Source organism: Pandoraea morbifera, from assembly GCF_902459575.1.
Classification (GTDB): domain Bacteria; phylum Pseudomonadota; class Gammaproteobacteria; order Burkholderiales; family Burkholderiaceae; genus Pandoraea; species Pandoraea morbifera.
The window spans coordinates 307,110-330,311 of sequence record NZ_CABPSD010000004.1 but is presented as its reverse complement, the minus strand read 5'-3'; the positions used below and the strand labels follow the sequence as shown (position 1 = coordinate 330,311).

Sequence of the window (23,202 nt, the reverse complement as noted above, 5' to 3'; positions counted from 1 at the left end):
CGGCGGGTGTCTCAGGGGCTGCGACGCCGTTCTGGCACGCCCCGGCCTCGCTCCCGACCATTGACCGAACCGCTGCGCGCGCCGTTGACCCTCATTTTTCCGGAAATCTGCATGAAAGCCTCCCGTTTCTTCATCGGCACCCTCAAGGAAGCTCCCGCCGACGCCGAAATCGTCAGCCACAAGCTGATGATGCGTGCCGGCATGATCCGCCGCGTTGCCGGCGGTATCTACGATTACCTGCCGATCGGCCTGCGCTCGATCCGCAAGGTCGAAGCCATCGTTCGTGAAGAAATGAACCGCGCCGGCGCGCTCGAACTGCTCATGCCGGCCGTGCAGCCGGCCGAACTGTGGCAGGAATCGGGGCGCTGGGTGCAGTACGGCCCGGAGCTGCTGCGTCTGAAGGATCGTCATGACCGCGAATTCGTCGTCGGGCCGACCCACGAGGAAGTGGTGACGGACATCGCACGTCGCGAGATCAAGAGCTACCGTCAACTCCCGGTGAACTTCTATCAGGTGCAGACGAAGTTCCGCGACGAGATCCGCCCGCGCTTCGGCGTGATGCGCGGGCGCGAGTTCATCATGAAAGACGCTTACTCCTTCGACAAGGATCGCGCCGGCCTGCAGGTTTCCTACCAGAAGATGTTCGATGCCTACGTGCGCATCTTCACGCGCCTGGGTCTGGAGTTCCGCGCGGTGGTCGCGGACAACGGTTCGATCGGCGGCTCGGGCTCGCACGAATTTCACGTGATCGCCGAGACTGGCGAGGATTCCATCGCCTACTGCCCCACGTCGGACTATGCCGCCAACGTGGAGATGGCCGAAGCCATGGCGCCGCAAGGCGAGCGCGCCGCGCCCGCCGAAGCCATGACCAGGACCGCCACGCCGGGCAAGGCAAAGTGCGAGGCGGTCGCGGAACTGTTGTCGATCCCGCTCGAGCGCACCGTCAAGTCGATCGTGCTGGCAACCGACAGCGAGGATGCCGGCACGACCGTGTGGCTGCTCCTGCTGCGCGGCGATCATGAGCTCAACGAGATCAAGGCGAGCAAGGTACCGGGGCTCTCGGGCTTCCGCTTCGCCAGCGAGGCCGAGATCGTCGAATGGTTCGGCACGCCCCCGGGCTACCTCGGCCCGGTCGGCACGAAGAAGCCGGTCAAGGTGGTGGCCGATCGCACGGTCGCCAAGATGAGCGATTTCGTGGTGGGGGCGAACGAAGTCGATTTCCACATCACCGGCGTGAACTGGGGCCGCGATCTGCCCGAGCCGGACCTGGTGTTCGATCTGCGCAACGTGGTGGCGGGCGACGCCTCGCCGGACGGCAAGGGCGAAATCGCGATTTGCCGCGGTATCGAAGTGGGGCACGTGTTCCAGCTCGGTACCAAATATTCGGACGCCATGAACGCGACCTTCCTCGACGAGACTGGCAAGCCGGCACCGATGGAAATGGGCTGCTATGGCATCGGCATCACGCGTATTCTCGGCGCCGCGATCGAACAGAACTTCGATGATCGCGGCATCATCTGGCCGGAATCGATCGCGCCGTTCGAGGTCGTGCTGTGCCCGATGGGCTATGACCGGAGCGACGCGGTGCGCGCCGCCGCCGACAAACTGTACGAGGATCTGCTCGCCGCCGGCATCGACGTGATTCTGGACGACCGTGGCGAGCGTCCCGGTGTGATGTTCGCCGACTGGGAGCTGATCGGCGTGCCGCATCGCGTGGTGATCGGCGACCGCGGCCTGAAGGAGGGGAAGATCGAATATCAGGGCCGTCGAGACGAGCAGGCGCAACTGCTCGACGCCGCGTCGGTCGCCGACCTGGTCGCCGGCAAGGTGCGCGCCGCCAAGGCGGTCTGAGTTCCTGGCATCGGTCCGGGAGAGGCTTCCCGCGTCTCCCGACGGCCATGGCAATCCCCGACGGCAGTCGCCCCCGCGGCTGCCGTTGTCTTATCTGCAAGCGATCCGCGCATGGAATACACCTTCGCATCGGCCACGGTACTGCTGCTGCTCATCACCGATCCGTTCGGCAATATCCCGATTTTCGTGAACGCGCTGAAAAACGTGCCCGCCCATCGGCGCCCACGCGTGATCGTGCGCGAGGTGATGATCGCCTTCGCGATCCTGCTGCTGTTCATGCTGGTGGGCGAGCGCTTTCTGCGCATGATGAGTCTCACCGACTTGTCGCTGCAGCTCGCCGGCGGCATCGTGCTTTTCCTGATCGCGCTGCGCATGATCTTTCCCCGCCCCGACCAAGGCTCGTTGCCCGACGCGGGCGAGCCGCTCATCGTCCCGCTGGCGATTCCGGCGCTCGCCGGGCCCTCCGCGCTTGCCACGGTCATGCTGCTCGTGTCGCAGCAACCGGGACGCATGGTCGAATGGATTACCGCGCTGTGCGTGACGATGGCCGTGTGCGCGGTGGTGTTGCTGCTCGCCGATCGCATCGAGCGCTGGGTCGGCTCGCGCGTGGTGGCGGCCTTCGAGCGGCTCATGGGACTGATTCTGGTGGCGATCTCGGTCGAGATGATCCTCAAGGGCGTGAAGGTCTTCGTGCATCAGTTTTGAGACCTTTCGTACGGGGACGCACCGCCCGGCGCGGTGGGTAATCGGAGGATCGGCAATGAAAAAGGGGCCTCGCAAGGCCCCTTTGACTTCGTTCCGGGGACAATGTCCCGCCCGGCTCAGCGCGGTGTCGTCAGTGCGCGGATCGACGGCAGGTTGCGCCAGTAGCCCTTGGCATCCATGCCGCAGCCGAAGACGTAGCGATCGGGCACGGTGAAGCCGCAGAAGTCCGGGTGCGACGGCTTGTCCTTGGTCAGGATCTTCTCGCACAGCACGGCGCTGTAGAACTTCGACGCCCCCATCTCGAGGATCCGGTCGCGAATGGCCGCCATGGTGGCGCCCTCGTCGAGGATATCGTCGAGCACGAGCACCACGCGATCGCGCACCGAGTCGCGCGGCGCCACGCGCCACTGCATGGCCCCGCCGGTGGTGGTGTTGTTGTACCGCGAGAGGTGGATGTAGTCGAACTCCAGCGGGAAGTCCAGGCGCGGGAGCAGCATGCCGGTGAAGACGGCCGCGCCGCCCATGACCGACAGCACCATCGGGAACTCGTCGCCGATGGCGTCCTTGATGGCCTTGGCCATCGTGTCGACGGAGCGGTTCACCTGCTCGGCGGTGACGATTTCTTCGGAATTACGGAATACTTCGAGGGCTTCTTCGCGGTTCATATGGGGCGACCCTGTGGAACGTGTTGCGGGGATGTCGCTAACGGCGGCCCGGAGTATCGCCGGAAAACCCGGCGCTACGTCCGAACCGCTGCCGGACGAGCAAAGGTCAGCGCATGCCGGGCATCATGCCCTTCATGCTGCGCATCATCTTCATCATGCCTCCGCCCTTGAGCTTCTTCATCATGGTGCGCATCTGGTCGTACTGATTGAGCATGCGGTTGACCTCCTGCACCTGCACACCGGCGCCGGCGGCGATGCGGCGCTTGCGGCTCGCCTTGATGAGTTCCGGCTTGGCGCGCTCGGCGGGCGTCATCGAATTGATGATGCCTTCCATGCGGCGCACCTGCTTCTCGGCCTGGTCCATGTTCGTCTGGCTGGCCGCAGCCTGGAACTGCGCGGGCAGCTTGTCCATGAGCGACGACAGGCCACCCATCTTCTTCATCTGACCGATTTGCGCCTTGAAGTCGTTCAGGTCGAAGTCGCCGCCCTTCTTGACCTTGTCGGCGAGCTTCTGTGCGGCCTGCACGTCCACACCGCGCTGCGCTTCCTCGACGAGCGCGAGAATGTCGCCCATGCCGAGAATCCGGTTCGCCATGCGATCCGGGTAGAAGACTTCGAGGCCGTCGAGCTTTTCGCCCACGCCGACGAACTTGATCGGCTTGCCCGTGATGTGGCGCACCGACAGCGCGGCGCCGCCGCGCGAGTCGCCGTCGAGCTTGGTGAGCACCACGCCGGTGAGCGGCAGGGCGTCGTTGAACGCGCGCGCGGTGTTCACGGCGTCCTGACCCAGCATGGCGTCCACGACGAAGAGCGTCTCGATCGGCTTGAGTTCGGCATGCAGGGCGCTGATCTCCTGCATCATCGCTTCGTCGATACCCAGACGGCCGGCGGTATCGACGAGCAGCACGTCATGATGGTGACGCCGCGCCCAGTCCACGGCCGCACGGGCGATGTCGACCGGCTTCTGGTCGGGTTGCGACGGGAAGAAGTCGGCGTCGACCTGCTGCGTGACCGTCTCGAGCTGGGCGATGGCGGCGGGGCGGTAGACGTCGGTGGAGACCGTCAGCACCTTTTTCTTCTGGCCGCGCAGCAGCTTGGCGAGCTTGCCGACGGTGGTCGTCTTGCCGGCGCCCTGCAGACCGGCCATCAGGATGATGGCGGGCGGAGTCGTGGCGAGATTGAGCTCGGCGGCGCGACCTTCGTAGTCGCCGCCCATGAGTGCGGTCAGTTCGCGCTGTACCACACCGACGAGCGCCTGGCCCGGCGAAAGGCTGGCGAGGACTTCCTCGCCCAGGGCCTTTTCCTTGACCTTGGCGATGAAATCGCGGACCACCGGCAGGGCGACGTCGGCCTCGAGCAGGGCGAGACGCACTTCGCGCAGCATTTCCTGCGTGTTGGCCTCGGTCAGGCGGGCTTCGCCGCGCAACGTCTTGACGACCTTGGCGAGGCGCGTAGTGAGATTGTCGAGCATGAAACGTATCCAGTAAAACCTGCAAGTGGCCCGGTTCGGCCCCGCCCGCGGACCGCGACCCGCCGCCGGCGGGCCGAAGCGGGGATGTCTGCGGGGACGGCAGCGCGCCCGTCATGGGCTGGTGTAAACTTCAAGCATGACTATTTTACTGTATGCGCTGACCGCCATCCTCTACGCCGGGTTGGCGGTTTGTTCGTGGCAAGGGTATCGGCGCGACGCCGCGCTCGCACTCGCGGGCGGGCAGGTCGCGCCTGCGCCGGTCACGGGCACCGCATCGCGCTGGCCGATGCAGCTCTCGCTGTTCGTCGTGCTCGTGTTGCACGGGGTGCTGCTGCATCAGACGATCTTCCGCGCCGACAGCATGCACTTCGGGTTTGCGTACATGCTCTCGGCGATGTTGTGGCTGTCGGTCGGGATCTACTGGATCGAGAGTTTCTTCTTCCCGCTCGACAGCCTGCGTCTGATGGTCACGCCCGTGGCGGCCGTGGCGTGCCTGGTGCCGATGATCTTTCCGGATGTGCGCATTCTGGGCTTCGCCGCCGAACCGATTTTCAAGGCGCATTTCATCATCGCGAACATGGCCTACGGACTGTTCGCGCTCGCGGCGCTGCACGCATTGCTGATGATCTATGCCGAGCGGCAACTGCACCCGTCGCGCGGCGGCGAGGCAACCGGATGGCTCTCGCGCTGGCTCGAGACGCTGCCGCCGCTGCTCACGATGGAAAAACTGCTGTTCCGGCTGATCGGCGCCGGGTTCGTGCTGCTGACCCTGACGCTGGTCTCCGGTGTGATGTTCTCCGAGGCGCTGTTCGGGCGCGCGGTGCGCATCGATCACAAGACCGTGTTCGCGGTGGTGTCGTGGCTGATGTTCGGCGCGGTGCTGCTGGGCCGGCATTTCTACGGGTGGCGCGGCAAGGTCGCGCTGCGTTGGGTTCTGGCGTCGTTCGTGGCGCTGTTGCTGGCGTATGTCGGCTCTCGCTTCGTGCTTGAGGTGGTGCTGCATCGCATGACGGAGACTTGAGGCGCGATGCGCAATATCCTGCTGTTACTGCTTTTGTTGATTGCGGGCACCTGGTGGATGCGAAACAACGAACGCAAGCGCAACGCTCGCGATGCGCGCATGCGGGCGTCGTCGCCCAACGGGGCCGGCGCGTCGCCGCGTCAGTCGTTGCCGCCCGCCGAGCGAATGGTGCGTTGCAGCGAGTGCGATACGTATCTTCCCGAGAGTGACGCCGTCGCCGGTGCCGACGGCAAGCATTTTTGCAGCGGCGCGCATCGCGACGCGTACCTCGCGCGCGAACACCGCGTCTGAATGCCGCCGCGCGGCCAGATCGCGCGGCGAGCGTCCCGATTCCTCCCCGGGTTCGCGACAGACTCTCTCCAGACTTCGTCACTTTCTCGCGGTCGTCCCGCGGGGTGGCTTGCGCATGCCTTTCGCATGCACTAAAACACAGTTACTGACCCCGTCCACAAGAACGACAACTCAGGGGGCGACGACAGGAGGGCGCGACATGCTAATGCGCAGACGGATGTATTTCCTTCTCCCGGATCTGGCCAGTGCGCAGCGCACGATGAGCGACTTGCTGCTCGCGCGGATCGAGGAGCGTCACATCCACTTCATGGCACGTGACGAAATGGACCTGGAGGGACTGCACGAGGCCAACCTGCTGCAGACGTCCGATATCGTGCACGGCGCCGAAGCCGGACTCGTGATCGGCGGCTTCTGCGGTCTGGCGGTCGGTGCGGTCGCCGCGTTTTTCCCCATCGTGGGCACACGTCCCCAGTGGGAGTTGATGATCGTGACGGCACCGCTCGGTGCGCTCTTCGGCGCGTGGGTGTCGAGCATGATCGGCGTCTCGGTGCCGAACTCGCGACTCAAGACGTTCCGCGAACCGCTCGAGCGCGGCATGATCCTGCTCATGGTGGATGTGCGCGACAGCCGCGTCGACGAGATTCGCGATATGCTCAAGGCGCATCATCCGGAGGCGCACATGGAAGGGGTCGAGGCCGCGATTCCGGCATTCCCCTGATCGGCTTGCGGTACGAGACAAGCGAGGCAAGCGTATTGACAGTGAACGGCGTCACGCAGCGCAAGAGTGTTACCGGCCGGCAACGGCCCAGGGCGCCGCACCTGTGAGCGGCGCGGGATGGTGCGCGTGTCGTACGACACGAGAGCGACGCCATCCCCGGGCGTGGTCACGCCCATGGAAGCCTCTCGGCCAGGTCGGGCGAGGGGCTTCTTCTTTGTCGGACGTTGCGCGCCGGCGGGCACGGGCACCTGCCGCCGCAGCGCCGGACGTGGATATCTGTCGCGACGAATGCCGATGTGCGGGGACGCCACGCCAGGCATCCGTGCGCGGTGCGACTCGCCGGACGAGCGGCGACATCGGGGGAGGCCGGCCCGGGTTGGCCCGGGCCACGCGCCGACGACGTCACCTCAAGTGGGCTACAATGGCGCCCCTCGCTCTACGGGAGTTCTTGGTGCCCGTCATGCTCCATTCCTCTGCGTCCCATAACGTTTTCCCCCGGTCGCGTGCGCATGCCGTGCGTCGTGCCCCGCTCGCGCGAGGCGCCGTATGAACGCGCCACGCGATCTGCCCGTGCTCACGCTCGACGCCGACGGCTGGATCGTCGAGGCCGAGCGCCTGCCGTCGCCCAACTTCGACATGCGGCCGCCCGGAATGCCGACGGACCTGCTCGTGGTGCACAACATCTCGTTGCCGCCGGGACAGTTCGGTGGTGGCGAGATCGCGGCGTTCTTTCAGAACCGGCTCGATCACGATGCGCATCCGTTCTTCGACGAGATTCGCGGTGTGCACGTCTCGTCGCACTTCCTCGTGAGACGCGATGGTGCGTTGCAGCAGTTCGTGTCGTGCAATGCGCGGGCCTGGCATGCCGGTGCGTCGACGTTCGAAGGACGCACCCGCTGTAACGATTTCTCGATCGGCGTGGAGCTCGAGGGCACCGACGACCTGCCGTTCACCGCGGCGCAGTATGTGACGCTGGCGGCGCTGACGCGCGTCTTGCGTGAGCATTATCCGATTCAAGCCGTGGCCGGACACGCCGATATCGCACCGGGGCGCAAGACGGACCCGGGGCCGCACTTCGAGTGGCGGCGGTTGCGCGAAATGGCGGACCTGGCTCCGGAAACGTTGCCGTTTCGGGCAGCGGATTAACCCGATGACGGGGTAGGTTTTGCTTGACAGGGCGATGCCACGGGCCTTCCCGGGGATCAAATTTTCAGGTTTGCGGAGTGCGTCATCTCCACTATACTTAGTGCCAATTCCGGTGCTGACCACTATATGTAGTGGTTAATGTGAAGTCCGGCACCGGAGGCAGTAACCATCAATACCGTGCTTGTCCCGCGGCGTTTTGTGGGGCGGCGCAGCAGCAAAGCCGTGCAGCGGACACCTTGAACCCTTGGCCGTCCGTCGGTCGTGCGGTGTTCAGCACTTCGCTCCATCGGCGCCCCCAGGGCGTATTTTTGCCGGTCGTGAAACTGGTAGAGACGCGCTAACAGCACCATCTCATTGGAACGGGAGTTTTTACATGCAGACTAACGAAAACCTCACCCGCCCGAACCCGACGCCCGCCGCGACGACCGGCACCGGCCCGGGTGCGTCGGCGCCCCAGACGACGGGTGCCTTCGAGCCGGCGACCAACGCCGACTTCAAAGTGATTCGACGCAACGGCGCGGTGGTGGGTTTCGAGCCGTCGAAGATCGCGATCGCCGTGACCAAGGCGTTCCTGGCCGTGAACGGCGGTCAGGGCGCGGCGTCGGCACGTGTTCGCGAGCTCGTGGAGCAACTGACGCAAAACGTCGTGCGCGCGCTGATGCGCAGCCGCCCGAACGGCGGCACGTTCCACATCGAAGACATTCAGGATCAGGTCGAACTCGCGCTCATGCGCGAAGGCGAGCACAACGTGGCCCGCGCCTACGTGCTGTATCGCGAGAAGCGCGCGCAGGAGCGCGCTCATGCGGTCGAGGCTGCGCCCGAAGCCGCCGCGCCCGACATGCCGGTGCTGCATGTCACCGACAACGGCGTGTCGCGCCCGCTCGACATGGCCGCCCTGCGTGGCGTGGTGCAGGCCGCCTGCGAGAACCTCGGCAATGAAGTCGACGCCGAGCCGATCCTGACCGAGACCATCAAGAACCTGTACGACGGCGTGCCGCTGTCGCAGGTCTACGACTCGGCGATCCTCGCCTCGCGCACGCTCATCGAGAAGGAACCGGCTTACAGCCAGGTCACCGCCCGTATCCTGATGCACACGATCCGCCGCGAGATTCTCGGCGAGGAAGTGCTGCAGGGCGACATGGCCGCGCGTTACATCGACTATTTCCCGCGCTTCATCAAGCAGGGTGTCGAGGCCGAGCTGCTCGACGAGCAACTGCTCTCGTACGATCTGGCCAAGCTGGCCGCCGCGCTCGACGCCAACCGCGACCTGCAATTCAACTACCTCGGCCTGCAGACGCTGTACGACCGTTACTTCCTGCACATCGACGGTCATCGCATTGAAATGCCGCAGGCGTTCTACATGCGTGTGGCCATGGGGCTGGCGCTGAACGAGGTCGAACGCGAAGCGCGTGCGATCGAGTTCTACCAGATCCTGTCGAGCTTCGATTTCATGAGCTCCACGCCGACGCTGTTCAACTCGGGCACGCGCCGCTCGCAGCTCTCGTCGTGCTACCTCACGACCGTCTCGGACGATCTGGAGGGCATTTACGAAGCGCTCAAGGAAAACGCGCTGCTCTCGAAGTTCGCCGGCGGCCTGGGCAACGACTGGACGCAGGTGCGCGCGCTCGGCTCGCACATCAAGGGCACGAACGGCAAGAGCCAGGGCGTGGTGCCGTTCCTGAAGGTGGTCAACGACACGGCCGTCGCCGTGAACCAGGGCGGCAAGCGCAAGGGCGCGGTGTGCGCCTATCTGGAAACGTGGCACCTGGACATCGAGGAATTTCTCGAGCTGCGCAAGAACACCGGCGACGACCGTCGCCGCACGCACGACATGAACACGGCGAACTGGATTCCCGATCTGTTCATGAAGCGTGTGATGGAGGGCGCCGAGTGGACACTGTTCTCGCCGTCGACCTGCCCGGACCTGCACGACAAGTACGGCAAGGCCTTCGAGCAGGCGTACACCGCCTATGAAGAGAAGGCGGCGCGCGGCGAAATCAAGCTGTTCAAGAAGATTCCGGCGCAGGCGCTCTGGCGCAAGATGCTGGGCATGCTGTTCGAGACCGGCCACCCGTGGATCACGTTCAAGGATCCGTGCAACATCCGCTCGCCGCAGCAACACGTGGGCGTGGTGCATTCGTCGAACCTGTGCACGGAAATCACGCTGAACACGAGCGAGACCGAAATCGCCGTGTGCAACCTCGGCTCGGTCAACCTCGTGGCTCACCTGAAGCAGACCGCCAACGGCTACGAGCTCGATCACGAGAAGTTGCAGCGCACCATCCGCGTGGCGATGCGCATGCTCGACAACGTGATCGACATCAACTACTACGCGGTGACGAAGGCGCGCAATTCGAATCTGCATCACCGTCCGGTGGGCATGGGCATCATGGGCTTCCAGGACTGCCTGCACCTGCTGCGTACGCCGTATGCGTCCAACGCTGCCGTCGAGTTCGCCGATCGTTCGATGGAAGCCGTGTGCTACTACGCCTACTGGGCGTCGACCGAGCTGGCCAAGGAGCGCGGTCAGTATTCGTCGTACAAGGGTTCGCTGTGGGATCGCGGCATCCTGCCGCAAGACTCGCTCAAGCTGCTGGCCGAAGAGCGCGGCGGCTACGTCGACGTCGACCTGTCGAGCTCGCTCGACTGGGACAGCCTGCGCAAGCACATCGCCGCGCACGGCATGCGCAACTCGAACTGCGTGGCCATTGCGCCGACGGCAACGATCTCGAACATCATCGGCGTGTCGGCCTGCATCGAGCCGACGTTCCAGAACCTGTACGTGAAGTCGAACCTCTCGGGCGAATTCACGGTGGTCAACGAGTACCTGGTGCGTGACCTGAAGGCCCGCGGTCTGTGGGATGAAGTGATGGTCGCCGACCTGAAGTATTTCGATGGTTCGCTCTCGCGTATCGACCGCGTGCCGGCCGACCTGCGCGAGATCTATGCCACGGCGTTCGAAGTCGAGCCGAAGTGGCTGGTCGAGGCGGCGTCGCGTCGTCAGAAGTGGATCGATCAGGCCCAGTCGCTCAATATCTACATGGCCGGTGCCTCGGGCAAGAAGCTCGACGAGACGTACAAGCTGGCATGGACGCGCGGCCTGAAGACCACGTACTACCTCCGTACGATGGCCGCGACGCACGTCGAGAAGTCCACGGTGAGCCACGGTGCGCTGAACGCGGTGCCGAGCTCGGGCGGCATGTCGGGTGGTTTCTCGGCCGAACCGAGCGCGCCGCTCTCGCCGCTGGCCCAGCCGATGCCGGACGCCGAAGGCGCGGTCTGCACGATGCGCCCGGGCGACCCCGGCTTCGACGAGTGCGAAGCCTGCCAGTAAGCTGAAGCTCGCGCCTGGCGCACCGGGGTGGCGTGCACGTTGCCCCGGTCGCAAAAAAACCCCGTCGCCCTTGCGGGCCGACGGGGTTTTTTCTTGCCGGCGCCCGGGCGTCAGGCCAGATCGATGCGCATCGTCAGATCGAGTGTCTGGCCGTGAGCGATGACAACGTGATCGTGGTCGAACTCGCCCACGCGATGCGTGGACGGCTCCAGGCACAGGTAGGGGCGACCCGCCGGCGAGTGCACCACGAGCCAAGGTGCGTCACTGCTGCGCACCGTGGCAGAGCGCAGGCCACCGGCGTAGTCGATGCGGGCATCGAAGCACCCGGAACCGGAGGGCGCTTCGGCGAACCACGTCGAGCGGCCCTCCATGTCAAGCCCGCCGCCGACGGACACCACCTCGATGGCGCCCACATGAATGCGTTGCTCGCTCGGCCATCTCACGTCTTCGGAGGGCGAATGCCAGACGGCCTCCGATTCGAACGTCAGTCGCGCGCCGGCCGGCCAGCGGAAGTAGGGATGCAGACCGAGCCCCCCAGGCATGGCGTCGGCGGACAGATTGGTGAGCGAGAGCTGCATGTCGACGCCCTGCGCGTCGAGCGTGACCGACAGGTACGCCTGATAGTGCCAGGGCCACTCGGGCTGGGCGGGGCAGTCGAGTTGCAGCACGCAGCAGTGGGGACTTTCGTCGACGACTTCCCACTCGCGGCGCAGCCCCCAGCCGTGCAGCGAGCTCGACGCCGCCGGCTGCTCGCGAACGGTGATCGTGCGATCGCGCCAGTGCAACCTGTCGTCTCGCAGCATATTGGTATAGGGCAGCATCGGGAATGCGCCGGCCTTCGGCCACTCGTCCGACGGGAACGGGTCGTTGCCGAGCGGAACCAGGTAGTCGAACAGATCGCCGCGCGTGTCGCGGCGCGCGAGCCGCGAGAGGCGGCCGCCGGCGCCCGGCTGTACCTCGGCAAGGAGCGCGCCGCTGGTCAGGCGAATCGGTTTGCCGGGGCTGAGGACGAGCGGTGTCGGGCCGGGTGACGGCGGCGCGGCGGAAGGTGAGTCGCTGGGTGTCGGCGGGGTATTCGCCGGTCGGCCGTCGGGGCCTGGGGAAGTCATCGTCGGTATCTCCTTCGTCTGCGCCGTGATGTGGCATGCGCCGCAATCTGTCGTGCCGGCTGTCCATGCGGTGGCGCTCGCTGACAAGGATACGCCAATGTCGCGCCGCGCCATTTCGACGCGTGCGACCCGCTGTCGCGCGGCGGCGTTTCGTGGCAAGATGCCGGTCCCGCGAGGCCGCCCGGGGCGCACGAGGGGAAACCCGCTGGACACTAGGTATAGTGGTCGTCGTGCGATGCGGCACTATATGTAGTGTTGCGTGCTGGAATGAGTGACGTAATTGTGCTAAATTGGAGACGTTCAATTCGACGTCGGGAGGACATGATGTTGTTACCGCTCTCGCGTCGGCGTTGTTGGTCAACATTGCGCATCAGCGCATCTGCATTACCCCCGAAACACGGCAATTTTTCCGGCGGATCTGATGGACGTCATGCACGTTACGCCACCGGCAACGAGCTGTCGGTCGCCGGATCGCAAATTTTTCGTCAGCCTTCGAACCCGAACGGCTGATCTGTCACTTCGGCGATGCACGTTCGCGCGTGTATCGCATCAACCTGAACGGACTGAGACCCTATGCTGAACTGGGAAGAAGACACCACTGCCAAATCGCCGGCTCCGGCCGCCGCTCCGAGCCCGGCCGCTGCGCCTGCGTCGAACATCCTCGGCACCCAGGGGGATACCCCGAGTGTGATCGCCTCGCAGTCGACGCGTCGCGTGAGCGCCTCGGACAAACGCGTGATCAACGGCACGACGGACGTGAACCAGCTGGTGCCGTTCAAGTACAAGTGGGCCTGGGAGAAGTATCTCGCCGGCTGCGCGAACCACTGGATGCCGCAGGAAATCAATATGTCGCGCGACATCGCCCTGTGGAAGGATCCGAACGGTCTGACCGAGGACGAGCGCCGCATCATCAAGCGCAACCTTGGCTTCTTCGTGACGGCCGACTCGCTCGCCGCGAACAACATCGTGCTGGGCACCTATCGCCACATCACCGCGCCGGAGTGCCGCCAGTTCCTGCTGCGCCAGGCGTTCGAAGAGGCCATCCACACGCACGCGTATCAGTACATTGTCGAGAGCCTGGGTCTGGACGAAGGCGAGATCTTCAACGCCTATCATGAAGTGCCGTCGATTCGCGACAAGGACGAGTTCCTGCTGCCGTTCATCGAGGTGGTGGCCGATCCGTCGTTCCAGACGGGCACGCAGGAAGCCGACCAGAAGCTGCTGCGCTCGCTGATCGTCTTCGCCTGCATCATGGAAGGCCTGTTCTTCTACGTCGGCTTCACGCAGATCCTCGCACTGGGTCGCCAGAACAAGATGACCGGCGCCGCTGAGCAATATCAGTACATCCTGCGCGACGAGTCGATGCACTGCAACTTCGGCATCGACCTGATCAACCAGGTGAAGCTGGAAAACCCGAACCTGTGGACGCCGGAGTTCCGCGAAGAGATCCGCGAACTGTTCAAGAAGGCAGTCGAGCTCGAGTACCGCTATGCCGAAGACACGATGCCACGCGGCGTGCTCGGTCTGAATGCGGGCATGTTCAAGAGCTATCTGCGCTTCATCGCGAACCGTCGCTGCGCACAAATCGGTCTCGAGGCACTCTTCCCGAACGAAGAAAATCCGTTCCCGTGGATGAGCGAGATGATCGACCTGAAGAAGGAGCGCAACTTCTTCGAGACGCGAGTGATCGAGTACCAGACCGGTGGCGCGCTGAGCTGGGACTGAGTGGTTGCAGTGAAATGGATGCTCGCTGGAAAGCGAGCATCCATGCGGGTTTCGAGAGGGTGGTGTGTGCTTGTCGAGCACGCGTGACTGGCAGCAAGAGAAGCAAAAGAGAACGCGCACGTCACGCACATCATCGTCTCACTCACCTCGCTCGCGTCGCTGTCGTCGAGCTTCGCATGCGCTTCATGTGCATCGACACGCGGGCGCGATGTGCATCAAATACAACAGATTGACTTCTTCGGTGCGAATGATGTGCGCTTTTTTACGCACAAAGTATTAACATCGCATCACAAAAGAATTATTATTCGCTCAAATAAATTGCAGTCTCGATGAACTCACGAAAGCACTCACTGCTTTCCTCCCGCGACAGAGAGCTGGTAGTTACGGAGCGTAAAAACCTTGGTGCATAGCAAGCAGTATCGCTTATCCGCTATCGCAATCTCCTCCATCCCGATGACGGGACAGGCAAGCTACCCCCCGAAGAATCTGGCGAATCCCCTTTCTCAAGACATTCGAATTGCTGGCGGCAATGTCGCCGGCAATTTTTTTGCGCGCGTGACCACTCACGGTTCGCGTCATGCGCGCAGCGCCGAATTCATTAGCGTAAGCCGTCGAAGTCCGATGCGTACGCCGATGAATAGCCCGCTCGCCGGCGGTTTTCCGCACGGTGGTCGGGTTTCCTTCTCAGGTGGTTATGTTTGAGTGATCTCTCACGTTAAGGAGCAAAGTGATGGCTACTACTGCTAAGAAAAAACCCGCAGCAAAGAAGGCTGTTGCCAAGAAGCCGGTAGCAAAGAAGGCTGCCGCCGCCAAGAAGCCGGTCGCGAAGAAGGCTGTGGCTGCGAAGAAGCCGGTCGCGAAGAAGGCCGCTGCCGCCAAGAAGCCGGCAGCCAAGAAGGTTGCCGCCAAGAAGCCGGTCGCCAAGAAGGCAGCAGTGAAGAAGGTTGCCGCCAAGAAGCCGGTTGCCAAGAAGGCAGCGGTGAAGAAGGTTGCCGCCAAGAAGCCGGTCGCCAAGAAGGCAGCGGTGAAGAAGGTTGCCGCCAAGAAGCCGGTCGCCAAGAAGGCCGCAGTGAAGAAGGTTGCCGCCAAGAAGCCGGCCGCCAAGAAGGCCGCGGTGAAGAAGGTTGCTGCGAAGAAGCCGGCAGCCAAGAAGGTTGCGGCCAAGAAGCCTGCTGCGAAGAAGGCGGCTGCCAAGCCTGCGGCGAAGAAGCCCGCTGCTGCCAAGAAGCCGGCAGTCAAGAAGGTTGCCGCCAAGCCCGCTGCTGCCGCTCCGGCCGCAGCGCCGGCAGCACCGAAGACGGCGCTGAATCCGGCAGCGGCATGGCCGTTCCCGACCGGCAGCCGTCCGTAATTCGAGTGCCGATGCAGGAACCAAGGCACTTCGGTGTCTCTTGATCGAGTAGGCCTACTCGATCCGAAACCCGCTGTGATGAGCGATCGTCACAGCGGGTTTTTTCATGGCCCTGCCGACTGGCCTTGTCCCTCCACGCTCCCACGTCATCAGGCCCGTTCGCGCTCGCGAGTTCGTTGATACGCGCTCGGGCGTACGCCGAAGCAACGCGAGCGAGATGGCTCCCTGACGCGTCGGGCGACGTCCGCGTGCGTCACCTGACGTAAACGAATCACGGGCGACATCTGTCGCCCGTGGGTCGCTTCGTGATACCGCGTTACCAAGCATTACCGAACGTGACCGAGCGTCGCCGGGGAGGCGATGCGCGGGCGCGGGGTGACGTCAGTGCGTCACGCGCGTCACGCCGCCGCTCGAGAGCAGGCGCACGCGCTGGCCCGGCTGAAACGATTCGTCGGCATCTTGCGTGATCGCACGCAGCTCGCCGTTATCGAGTCGCACGGTGATCTCCAGCCCGGCTTTCTTGCTCATGCGGCTTTCGATGGCCTGACCGGCCACGGCACCGAGCAGGCCGCCCACGATGCCCGTGGCGATCGACCCCCGGCCACCACCGATGGCGCTGCCGCCAATCGCACCCAGCGCGCCGCCGCCGGCAATCCCCAGAATGCCGGGGTCGCCATTGCTGCTGTCGATCGTGACCGGACGAACCGATTCGACCGTGCCCATGCGCACGACCTGCTCGCGTTGCGCCTGGCGGCTGCTGTAGACGCTCGCGGAGTTGCTCGGGCCGAACGCCGTGCAACCGGACAGCGAGAGCGATGCGGCGGCGGTGAGAAGAATCAGCGGTGTGGTCAGTCGTGCCATCGTTATGCCTTTCGTAGAATCATTCGAAGCGGTGGCCGAACGCTTCCTGATATTGCGCCTCGATCTCGGCGCGCGTCGGTGCGTAGGTCTGCGGGCCTTGCTCGGCAATCTTGAGCGAACCCATCAGGCTGGCCAGGCGGCCAGTGGTCGGCCAGTCGAGGCCCTTTTCGATGCCATACAGCAACCCGCCACGAAAAGCGTCGCCGCACCCGGTGGGGTCGACGACTCGCTTGGCGGTCACGGCGGGAATGTCGTGCTGCTTGCCGTCGGCGAAGATCAGGGCCCCGTGTTCTCCGCGCGTGACGACAAGTGCCTCGACGCGTGACTGGAGATCGTCCATCGACCATCCGGTCTTCGTGCAGAGGAGCTTGGCTTCGTAGTCGTTGACCGCGAGATAAGTGGCGAGTTCCACCATGCGACGCAGTGCCTCGGCCGAGAGCAGCGGCAGGCCCTGGCCCGGATCGAACACGAACGGCACGCCCGCGGCAGCGAAACCCTCGGCGTGTGTGAGCATGGCGTCGGGCGCGTCCGGCGCGACGATGCCCAGGGTGGCGTCCTTGACGTCGGCCACGCGATTCTGTGCCGAGAACATCATCGCGCCCGGGTGGAAGGCCGTGATCTGGTTGTTGTCCAGATCGGTGGTGATCATCGCATTGGCGGTCATGCTGTCGGCGATGGTGCGAACGAATGCCGTCGACATGCCGAGCGACTCCAGGCGCTCGATGTATGCGCCGCCATCTTCGCCCACGGCGCCCATGACGACCGGCGAGCCGCCCAACAGCTTCAGGCTGTAGCCGATGTTGCCGGCGCAGCCGCCGAAGTTCCGGCGCATCGTCGGCACGAGGAAGCTGACGTTCAGAATGTGCACCTGATCGGGCAGGATATGCTCTCCGAAGCGGCCTTCGAACGTCATGATGTTGTCGTAGGCGAGCGAGCCGCAGATCACGGTAGTCACGGAGTGAGTCCTTCTAAAGGGTGAGCAGGGGGGGCGGCACAGGGCGGCGAACGCCTGCGCCATCGCGGGGCGCAATGTTTGCGATGCCGCGGGAAACTTCAGGCCGGGATATCCACCAGGCCGGCGTGCGAACTGCGACGCCGACACGAACCGAAGGATCGGACGTGCCGGCGCAACGGCGACGACTTATCGATTACAAGAGTGCGGCGAGCGCAGCGTCGTAATTCGGTTCGTTCTTGATTTCCGGCACCAGCTCGGCGTGCACGACACGATTGTCGGCGTCGAGCACGACCACGGCACGCGCCGTCACACCGGCGAGCGGGCCGGTGGCGATGGCGACGCCATAGTTCTCGAGGAACTCGCGACCGCGCATGAGCGAGAGCGGAACGACGTTGTTAAGGCCTTCCGTGGCGCAGAAGCGGCTCATCGCGAACGGCAGGTCGGCCGAGATGACGAGCACGACCGTGTTCTCGAGCTTGCCGGCGGCTTCGTTGAACTTGCGGGTCGAGGTGGCGCAGGTCGGCGTGTCGAGGCTCGGCACAATGTTGAGGACCTTGCGCTTGCCAGCGAAGTCGTCGAGCTTGACGTCCTGCAGTTTGGCGTTGACCAGCGAGAACGCCGGTGCGGTCTGCCCCTTCTGCGGGAACTGGCCGTTGACTTCGATGGGGTTGCCCCCGAGCGTGACTTGGGACATCGATATCTCCTAGGTTGAGTGCAACAGCGCTATCACGGATAGAACGCGAGCACCCGGTAATTACTGGCTAGCGCTGCCTGCGCCGACAATCGTAACCGAATCGTGCGTTCATTGCGTGGGGACAAACCGGCTTCGCGCTGTGCCCCATCACTTACGTAGTCATTCGCTGAAAAAACGCGACGCACCACCGGCTGGCCGTCGATGTCGGACAGCGTCAGCTCGAGCGATGGCCAGGCCACGGCGTAGCTGGCCTGATTGCGCATGAACACCGTGAGCGTCATCGGCACCGTGCCGTCAGCCGGGGCGAAGGCGCCACTCGCCGTGCCGTCGTTCGCGGCGATATTCCCGGGGAGGTTCGCCGAGTCGCCGGCCGCGCCCGTCGCGCTGTCGCGTCCCGCGTCGGGGTCGGTCACGAGCGTTACGCTCGAAATCTGGATCATGTCCGGCTGGCGTGGCGGCGCGATCGACACGTGCAGCGGGCGGCCGATCACCGCGAAGACGCCGCGCAGCGCGGGCATGCGGTCGACGAGGGCTGCGCGCTCCAGCCACGCCCACTGCGCGAGCATGGCAGCGACGGCAAGGGCCATCGCCGTGCGCCAGATCATTCGGGCGACGCCGGGCCGCGGCGTCTGCGGCCGCGCGCGATTCGTCGTCGCTGACGCGTCGGCCTTTTGCGCGGGCTTTGTCGTTCCTGTCGCTGTCGGTGCGGTGAGGGCGGTGGCGCCCTCGTCGTCGATGTAGCGGCCCGGACCGTGTCGCATCTGCGCCCGACTCTCGTCCGGCGCACCGAGCAGGGCGGCGATGGCGGTAGGGGTAAGCATTTCGGGCACCGGCGGTTTGCCCGCCGAAGCCCTGTCAGCCCTGTCGCCCGGGGGCGCATCGCCGGACGCCGACGCCACGGCAACGGGCGCCGGGAAGGGGGAATTGGGTGCGGCCCCGGATGCCGATTCCGAGGCGACGACATCGGGCTCGCGGTTCTCGGCGCGAGGCGCTTCGGCCGCTGTCGGCGCAGGGGCGCCCGTGGCGTCAGGCGACATGTCCGGAGTCGATCCGCTCTCGTCGTCGGCTGGCGGGTCGCACAGATAGGCGCGGCCGTCGAACACTTCCCGGCAATGGCCGCAACGCACCAGACCGTCACGCAGCTTGAGCTGGTCCGCGACGACGCGAAAGACCGTATGGCAGTGTGGGCAGCGAGTAGCGAGAACGCGCGAGGACTGGGTCATGGGACTCCGGGAGACTCGGCGCGTGGCGCGCGCCTTAGCCGGCGGCCTGCCCGTGCAGGCAGACCCAGCCGTCGTGAGCGCGCCAGACCGACATCTTCATATAGGGCGCGTAGGCCGCGATCACCTCGTCGGCCTGTCGTTCGAGCACGCCTGACAGCGCGAGGCGCCCGCCCGGTGCCACGCGCGACGTCAGCATCGACGCGAGCAGCTTGAGGGGATTCGACAGGATGTTGGCGACCACGATGTTGAACTGACCGTCGCGCAGGTCGTCGGGCAAACCGTATTCGACCGGCGCGTGGTTGCGTTCGCTGTTGTAGCGGGCCGACTCGACCGCCTGCGGATCGATATCGATACCGATCACGGGATCGGCGCCGCACTTGCGTGCGAGGATCGCCAGAATGCCTGAGCCGCAGCCGTAATCGAGTAGCGACTGGCCCGGCTGAACATGCTGCTCGAGCCATTCCATGCACAAACGCGTGGTCGGATGGCTGCCGGTGCCGAACGCGAGGCCGGGGTCGAGCTCGAGGATGAGCGCGTCGGTATCGGGGGCGTCGTGCCAGGACGGCACGACCCAGATCCGCTGACCGATCTGCATTGGCTCGAACTGCGATTGTGTCAGGCGCACCCAGTCCTGCTCCTCCACGTCACGCAACGTGAACGCGGGGGACTCGGCGAGCCCCAGTTCGTTGACGGCCGCCGCGAGCAGCACGGCGGCGTCCTGGTCTTCCCCCACCAGGGCCACCACGCGCGAATGCTGCCACGCAGTGTCCGGCGGGGTGAGTCCCGGCTCGCCGAACATCGGTTGCTCGTCGGGCGTGTCGGCGTCCGCGTCTTCAACGGAGACCGACAGCACGCCGAGGTCGAGCAGGGCGTCTGACAGGGCCTCGGCCTGGGCGCGGGCAACTTCTACGACGAGTTCGCGATACATGGCGAGCGTTTCCTACTGATTAACGACTGATGAATTGCTTAATTGCCGCCGCCGACGGCGGACTTCTGCGCCAGCTTGTGTTCCAGATAATGGATGCTCGTGCCGCCTTCGACAAACTTGGCGTCGAGCATCAGTTCCCGGTGCAGCGGAATGTTCGTCTGGATGCCTTCGATCACGATTTCCGACAACGCCACACGCATGCGACGAATTGCCTGCTCGCGCGTAGCGCCGTAGGCGATCAGCTTGCCGATCATCGAATCGTAGTTGGGCGGCACGAAGTAACCGTTGTAGGCGTGCGAGTCGACGCGGATGCCCGGGCCGCCCGGCATGTGCCACGCGGTGATGCGACCCGGCGACGGCGTGAACTTGAACGGATCTTCGGCGTTGATGCGGCATTCGATCGCGTGCCCCTGGAACTGGATGTCGCGCTGGCGGAATGCGAGCTTTTCGCCGGCCGCGATGCGAATCTGTTCCTGCACGATATCCACGCCCGTGATCATCTCGGTGACCGGATGCTCGACCTGGACGCGCGTGTTCATTTCGATGAAATAGAACTCGCCGTTCTCGTACAGGAATTCGAACGTGCCGGCGCCGACATAGCCCATCTTCTTGCAGGCGTCGGCGCAGCGATCGCCGATACGCTCGATCAGACGGCGCGGAATCAGCGGAGCGGTGGCTTCTTCGATCACCTTCTGGTGGCGGCGCTGCATCGAGCAGTCGCGCTCGCCCAGCCAGACGGCGTTCTTGTGCTTGTCGGCAAGCACCTGGATCTCGATATGGCGCGGGTTCTCGAGGAACTTCTCCATATAGACTTCCGGGTTGCCGAAAGCGCGACCGGCTTCCTCGCGGGTCATGTTGACCGCGTTCACCAGTGCCGCTTCGGTGTGCACCACGCGCATGCCGCGACCGCCGCCGCCGCCGGCGGCCTTGATGATCACCGGGTAGCCGATCTGGCGTGCAATGCGCACGATTTCCTTGGGATCGTCGGGCAACGCGCCCTCCGAACCCGGCACGCACGGCACTCCCGTCTTGATCATCGTCTGCTTGGCCGAGACCTTGTCGCCCATCAGGCGAATGGTGTCGGGGCGCGGGCCGATGAACGTGAAGCCCGAATTTTCGACGCGCTCGGCGAAGTCGGCATTTTCCGAGAGGAAACCGTAGCCCGGGTGGATCGCCTGGGCGTCGGTCACTTCGGCCGCGCTGATGAGCGCGGGCATGTTCAGGTAGCTTTGGGGCGAAGGGGCCGGGCCGATACAAACGGCCTCGTCGGCGAGCTTGACGTACTTCGCCTCCTTGTCCGCTTCCGAATAGACGACAACGGTCTTGATGCCCATCTCGCGGCACGCGCGCTGGATGCGCAGAGCGATTTCGCCGCGGTTGGCGATGAGGATTTTTTCAAACATTATGTGCAGTCCTGCCCGTAGGGGAGAGGAGCGGGGCCGGACACCGGATGGCGCCGCACGGAGAATGCCTGCGCGGGCGCGGGTGTCCGACAACCGGCATTAGCCGATCACGAACAGCGGTTGACCGTATTCGACGGCCTGACCGTTCTCGACGAGGATTTCCTTGATCACGCCGGCCTTGTCGGACTCGATTTCGTTGAGCAGCTTCATGGCTTCGATGATGCACAACGTCTGGCCTTCCTTGACCGAGTCGCCAACCTGGGCGAACGGATCGGCGCCCGGCGACGGCGCACGGTAGAACGTGCCGACCATCGGCGAGGTCACGATATGACCTTGCGGGACCGCCGGCGCGGCCGGTGCGGCCGGGGCCGCTGCCGCGGCGGGCGCTTGCGCGGCGATCTGCGGCGCGGCAGCCGGCATGGCCATTTGCATCGGGGCTGCGATCACCTGGGGCGGCGCCTTGACGATGCGGACCTTGCCTTCGCCTTCGGTGACTTCGAGTTCGGAAATACCCGATTCGGCCACGAGGTCGATCAACGTCTTGAGTTTGCGCAAATCCATGAAGGAAGCTCCTTGATTCTGTATCGACGCGGGGGCAGCGCCCCGCGATGGGAAATGGAGATGAGAGGACTACCCGCCGGCGAGTCGCCGCAGGGCAAAATCGAGTGCGTAGGTGTACCCGCGCCAGCCCAGGCCGCAGATCACGCCTTGCGCAATGTCGGAAAAGTACGAGTGATGCCGAAAGGCCTCGCGCGCATGGACATTCGAGAGGTGAACTTCCACGAACGGAATGCCTACGCCCGACAACGCGTCGCGTATCGCCACGCTGGTGTGGGTATAGGCCGCAGGGTTGATGACGATGAAGTCGATCGACTCTGCGCGCGCCGCCTGGATCCGGTCAACCAGTGCGCCTTCGTGATTGCTTTGAAACGTTGCGACCTCGGCGCCGGCGGACTGGGCCTGAGCCAGAAGCGCCGCGTCGATGTCCGCCAGCGTCGTGCGACCGTACACCTCCGGCTCGCGAGTACCGAGCAGGTTCAGGTTAGGGCCGTGGAGCACGAGAATGCGGTGAGGCATCGGCGAATCAAATTTCACGAAATTGGGCGCAATTAAACGCCAGTTGGTGGATTTTGTCCAGTGGGGCGAAATAGGTGCCGTGTCCCTGGTTCCCGCGACTCAAATCTGGCGGGGCTTCCCCGCCGTCGCCGCTTTCCGTCAATGGGGTCAGATCAGGGGCTTGAGTGCGGCGCGAACCTCGTCCGAGGTAATCCGGCCCAGCTTTTCGTAATGCAGGCGCCCCTGCGGGTCGATCACGACGGTAAAGGGCAGTGCACCGGCCTTGTTACCCAGTGCGCGGGCGAGGTCAGTGCCCGCATACCCTGCCACGAGCAATGGGTAGTCGACTTTTACCTTTTGCTCAAATGCGATCATGTTCTGCGTCGTATCAATGCCGATTCCAACGAATTGGACGTTTTTGCTGCGGAATTCGCTGGAAAGCGCCTGAAGGTCGGGCATTTCTTCCACGCACGGGCCGCACCACGGTGCCCAGAAGTTCACCACCAGGGTCTTGCCACGCCACTGCGACATGGCCTGCTCGCTGCCGCTCAGGTCGGGCAGTCGGGTCGCCAGCAGTTGCGCGACGGCGGCGTTCGACGCTCCGCTGGGCGCCGTATTACGCTGGCCGAGCCAGAAACCGGCCGCCAGTCCGGAGAGTGCCAGAATCACCAGAATAACGATGCGCTTTGCCATGT

22 protein-coding genes are annotated in these 23,202 nt (G+C 64.5%); 10 read left to right on the top strand and 12 right to left on the bottom strand.

Going from position 1 to position 23,202, the window contains the following annotated elements; genetic code table 11:
• The first annotated feature begins 111 nt into the window (after positions 1-111).
• Positions 112-1,851: a proline--tRNA ligase gene (locus PMO31116_RS09645; protein WP_150566505.1), complete on the top strand. Its 1,740-nt coding sequence runs from the start codon at positions 112-114 to the stop codon at positions 1,849-1,851.
• A gap of 111 nt (positions 1,852-1,962) precedes the next feature.
• Complete coding sequence (locus PMO31116_RS09640) at positions 1,963-2,556, top strand: MarC family protein (protein WP_023594148.1); 594 nt, start codon at positions 1,963-1,965, stop codon at positions 2,554-2,556.
• A 116-nt stretch (positions 2,557-2,672) separates the two neighbouring features.
• Here the strand turns inward: PMO31116_RS09640 and PMO31116_RS09635 are convergent, their stop codons facing one another.
• Positions 2,673-3,221 carry a hypoxanthine-guanine phosphoribosyltransferase gene (locus tag PMO31116_RS09635; protein WP_023594149.1) on the bottom strand — a complete coding sequence of 183 codons (549 nt, stop codon included), beginning with the start codon at positions 3,219-3,221 and terminating at the stop codon, positions 2,673-2,675.
• 106 nt (positions 3,222-3,327) lie between these two features.
• Complete coding sequence (gene ffh / locus PMO31116_RS09630; protein ID WP_150566504.1) at positions 3,328-4,692, bottom strand: signal recognition particle protein; 1,365 nt, start codon at positions 4,690-4,692, stop codon at positions 3,328-3,330.
• 136 nt (positions 4,693-4,828) lie between these two features.
• Here ffh and PMO31116_RS09625 point away from each other — a divergent pair, with 136 nt between their 5' ends.
• From PMO31116_RS09625 to PMO31116_RS09605, 5 genes are all read left to right on the top strand, one after another.
• Positions 4,829-5,713 (top strand): cytochrome C assembly family protein, encoded by an 885-nt coding sequence (locus tag PMO31116_RS09625; RefSeq protein WP_150566503.1) that lies wholly within the window; start codon positions 4,829-4,831, stop codon positions 5,711-5,713.
• A 6-nt stretch (positions 5,714-5,719) separates the two neighbouring features.
• On the top strand, positions 5,720-6,004 hold the full coding sequence (locus tag PMO31116_RS09620) for a PP0621 family protein (RefSeq protein WP_150566502.1): 285 nt from the start codon (positions 5,720-5,722) through the stop codon (positions 6,002-6,004).
• A gap of 205 nt (positions 6,005-6,209) precedes the next feature.
• Positions 6,210-6,722, top strand: coding sequence for a DUF1269 domain-containing protein (locus PMO31116_RS09615; protein WP_023594153.1), 513 nt, complete (start codon positions 6,210-6,212; stop codon positions 6,720-6,722).
• Positions 6,723-7,268: 546 nt separating this feature from the next.
• The gene (gene ampD, locus PMO31116_RS09610; protein ID WP_150566501.1) at positions 7,269-7,868 is read left to right on the top strand and encodes a 1,6-anhydro-N-acetylmuramyl-L-alanine amidase AmpD; all 600 of its coding nucleotides are present in this window, start codon (positions 7,269-7,271) and stop codon (positions 7,866-7,868) included.
• 373 nt (positions 7,869-8,241) lie between these two features.
• On the top strand, positions 8,242-11,202 hold the full coding sequence (locus PMO31116_RS09605; protein WP_023594155.1) for a ribonucleoside-diphosphate reductase subunit alpha: 2,961 nt from the start codon (positions 8,242-8,244) through the stop codon (positions 11,200-11,202).
• 110 nt (positions 11,203-11,312) lie between these two features.
• Here the strand turns inward: PMO31116_RS09605 and PMO31116_RS09600 are convergent, their stop codons facing one another.
• Positions 11,313-12,311, bottom strand: coding sequence for an aldose epimerase family protein (locus PMO31116_RS09600; protein WP_174971050.1), 999 nt, complete (start codon positions 12,309-12,311; stop codon positions 11,313-11,315).
• 573 nt (positions 12,312-12,884) lie between these two features.
• Between PMO31116_RS09600 and PMO31116_RS09595 the strand changes: the two genes are divergently transcribed.
• The 3 genes from PMO31116_RS09595 (at position 12,885) to PMO31116_RS09585 (ending at position 15,387) form a co-directional block, all read left to right on the top strand.
• Entirely contained in the window at positions 12,885-14,036 is a 1,152-nt protein-coding gene (locus PMO31116_RS09595) for a ribonucleotide-diphosphate reductase subunit beta (RefSeq protein WP_023594157.1), read from the top strand.
• Positions 14,037-14,435: 399 nt separating this feature from the next.
• A complete protein-coding gene (locus tag PMO31116_RS09590) occupies positions 14,436-14,738 on the top strand; it encodes a hypothetical protein (RefSeq protein WP_150566499.1) in 303 nt (100 codons plus the stop codon).
• A 28-nt stretch (positions 14,739-14,766) separates the two neighbouring features.
• Positions 14,767-15,387 carry a histone H1-like DNA-binding protein gene (locus PMO31116_RS09585; protein WP_150566498.1) on the top strand — a complete coding sequence of 207 codons (621 nt, stop codon included), beginning with the start codon at positions 14,767-14,769 and terminating at the stop codon, positions 15,385-15,387.
• A 381-nt stretch (positions 15,388-15,768) separates the two neighbouring features.
• Here the strand turns inward: PMO31116_RS09585 and PMO31116_RS09580 are convergent, their stop codons facing one another.
• The 9 genes from PMO31116_RS09580 to PMO31116_RS09540 all read right to left on the bottom strand — a co-directional run bounded on the left by PMO31116_RS09580 (position 15,769) and on the right by PMO31116_RS09540 (position 23,200).
• Positions 15,769-16,248, bottom strand: coding sequence for an outer membrane lipoprotein (locus PMO31116_RS09580; RefSeq protein ID WP_150566497.1), 480 nt, complete (start codon positions 16,246-16,248; stop codon positions 15,769-15,771).
• A gap of 19 nt (positions 16,249-16,267) precedes the next feature.
• Positions 16,268-17,203, bottom strand: a complete 936-nt coding sequence (locus PMO31116_RS09575) for a carbohydrate kinase family protein (RefSeq protein WP_150566496.1) — start codon at positions 17,201-17,203, stop codon at positions 16,268-16,270.
• Between the two features lie 193 nt (positions 17,204-17,396).
• Positions 17,397-17,897, bottom strand: a complete 501-nt coding sequence (gene tpx, locus PMO31116_RS09570) for a thiol peroxidase (protein ID WP_150566495.1) — start codon at positions 17,895-17,897, stop codon at positions 17,397-17,399.
• A gap of 32 nt (positions 17,898-17,929) precedes the next feature.
• Positions 17,930-19,120, bottom strand: a complete 1,191-nt coding sequence (locus tag PMO31116_RS09565) for a DUF3426 domain-containing protein (RefSeq protein ID WP_150566494.1) — start codon at positions 19,118-19,120, stop codon at positions 17,930-17,932.
• Positions 19,121-19,154: 34 nt separating this feature from the next.
• On the bottom strand, positions 19,155-20,048 hold the full coding sequence (gene prmA / locus PMO31116_RS09560; protein WP_038618846.1) for a 50S ribosomal protein L11 methyltransferase: 894 nt from the start codon (positions 20,046-20,048) through the stop codon (positions 19,155-19,157).
• A gap of 38 nt (positions 20,049-20,086) precedes the next feature.
• Positions 20,087-21,451, bottom strand: a complete 1,365-nt coding sequence (gene accC / locus PMO31116_RS09555) for an acetyl-CoA carboxylase biotin carboxylase subunit (protein ID WP_150566493.1) — start codon at positions 21,449-21,451, stop codon at positions 20,087-20,089.
• Positions 21,452-21,550: 99 nt separating this feature from the next.
• Complete coding sequence (accB, locus tag PMO31116_RS09550; RefSeq protein ID WP_150566492.1) at positions 21,551-22,012, bottom strand: acetyl-CoA carboxylase biotin carboxyl carrier protein; 462 nt, start codon at positions 22,010-22,012, stop codon at positions 21,551-21,553.
• A gap of 69 nt (positions 22,013-22,081) precedes the next feature.
• Positions 22,082-22,528 (bottom strand): type II 3-dehydroquinate dehydratase, encoded by a 447-nt coding sequence (gene aroQ / locus PMO31116_RS09545; protein WP_150566491.1) that lies wholly within the window; start codon positions 22,526-22,528, stop codon positions 22,082-22,084.
• A 147-nt stretch (positions 22,529-22,675) separates the two neighbouring features.
• On the bottom strand, positions 22,676-23,200 hold the full coding sequence (locus PMO31116_RS09540) for a TlpA family protein disulfide reductase (protein WP_150566490.1): 525 nt from the start codon (positions 23,198-23,200) through the stop codon (positions 22,676-22,678).
• Positions 23,201-23,202 lie beyond the last annotated feature (2 nt).

Coding starts and splice junctions, on each gene's coding strand:
- accB (WP_150566492.1), bottom strand. CDS start 22,012: ATGGATTTGCGCAAACTCAAGACGTTGATCGACCTCGTGGCCGAATCG.
- accC (WP_150566493.1), bottom strand. CDS start 21,451: ATGTTTGAAAAAATCCTCATCGCCAACCGCGGCGAAATCGCTCTGCGC.
- PMO31116_RS09565 (WP_150566494.1), bottom strand. CDS start 19,120: ATGACCCAGTCCTCGCGCGTTCTCGCTACTCGCTGCCCACACTGCCAT.
- PMO31116_RS09635 (WP_023594149.1), bottom strand. CDS start 3,221: ATGAACCGCGAAGAAGCCCTCGAAGTATTCCGTAATTCCGAAGAAATC.
- PMO31116_RS09540 (WP_150566490.1), bottom strand. CDS start 23,200: ATGGCAAAGCGCATCGTTATTCTGGTGATTCTGGCACTCTCCGGACTG.
- ampD (WP_150566501.1), top strand. CDS start 7,269: ATGAACGCGCCACGCGATCTGCCCGTGCTCACGCTCGACGCCGACGGC.
- prmA (WP_038618846.1), bottom strand. CDS start 20,048: ATGTATCGCGAACTCGTCGTAGAAGTTGCCCGCGCCCAGGCCGAGGCC.
- PMO31116_RS09585 (WP_150566498.1), top strand. CDS start 14,767: ATGGCTACTACTGCTAAGAAAAAACCCGCAGCAAAGAAGGCTGTTGCC.
- PMO31116_RS09615 (WP_023594153.1), top strand. CDS start 6,210: ATGCGCAGACGGATGTATTTCCTTCTCCCGGATCTGGCCAGTGCGCAG.
- aroQ (WP_150566491.1), bottom strand. CDS start 22,528: ATGCCTCACCGCATTCTCGTGCTCCACGGCCCTAACCTGAACCTGCTC.
- PMO31116_RS09605 (WP_023594155.1), top strand. CDS start 8,242: ATGCAGACTAACGAAAACCTCACCCGCCCGAACCCGACGCCCGCCGCG.
- PMO31116_RS09580 (WP_150566497.1), bottom strand. CDS start 16,248: ATGGCACGACTGACCACACCGCTGATTCTTCTCACCGCCGCCGCATCG.
- PMO31116_RS09600 (WP_174971050.1), bottom strand. CDS start 12,311: ATGACTTCCCCAGGCCCCGACGGCCGACCGGCGAATACCCCGCCGACA.
- PMO31116_RS09620 (WP_150566502.1), top strand. CDS start 5,720: ATGCGCAATATCCTGCTGTTACTGCTTTTGTTGATTGCGGGCACCTGG.
- PMO31116_RS09595 (WP_023594157.1), top strand. CDS start 12,885: ATGCTGAACTGGGAAGAAGACACCACTGCCAAATCGCCGGCTCCGGCC.
- PMO31116_RS09625 (WP_150566503.1), top strand. CDS start 4,829: ATGACTATTTTACTGTATGCGCTGACCGCCATCCTCTACGCCGGGTTG.
- PMO31116_RS09645 (WP_150566505.1), top strand. CDS start 112: ATGAAAGCCTCCCGTTTCTTCATCGGCACCCTCAAGGAAGCTCCCGCC.
- ffh (WP_150566504.1), bottom strand. CDS start 4,692: ATGCTCGACAATCTCACTACGCGCCTCGCCAAGGTCGTCAAGACGTTG.
- tpx (WP_150566495.1), bottom strand. CDS start 17,897: ATGTCCCAAGTCACGCTCGGGGGCAACCCCATCGAAGTCAACGGCCAG.
- PMO31116_RS09640 (WP_023594148.1), top strand. CDS start 1,963: ATGGAATACACCTTCGCATCGGCCACGGTACTGCTGCTGCTCATCACC.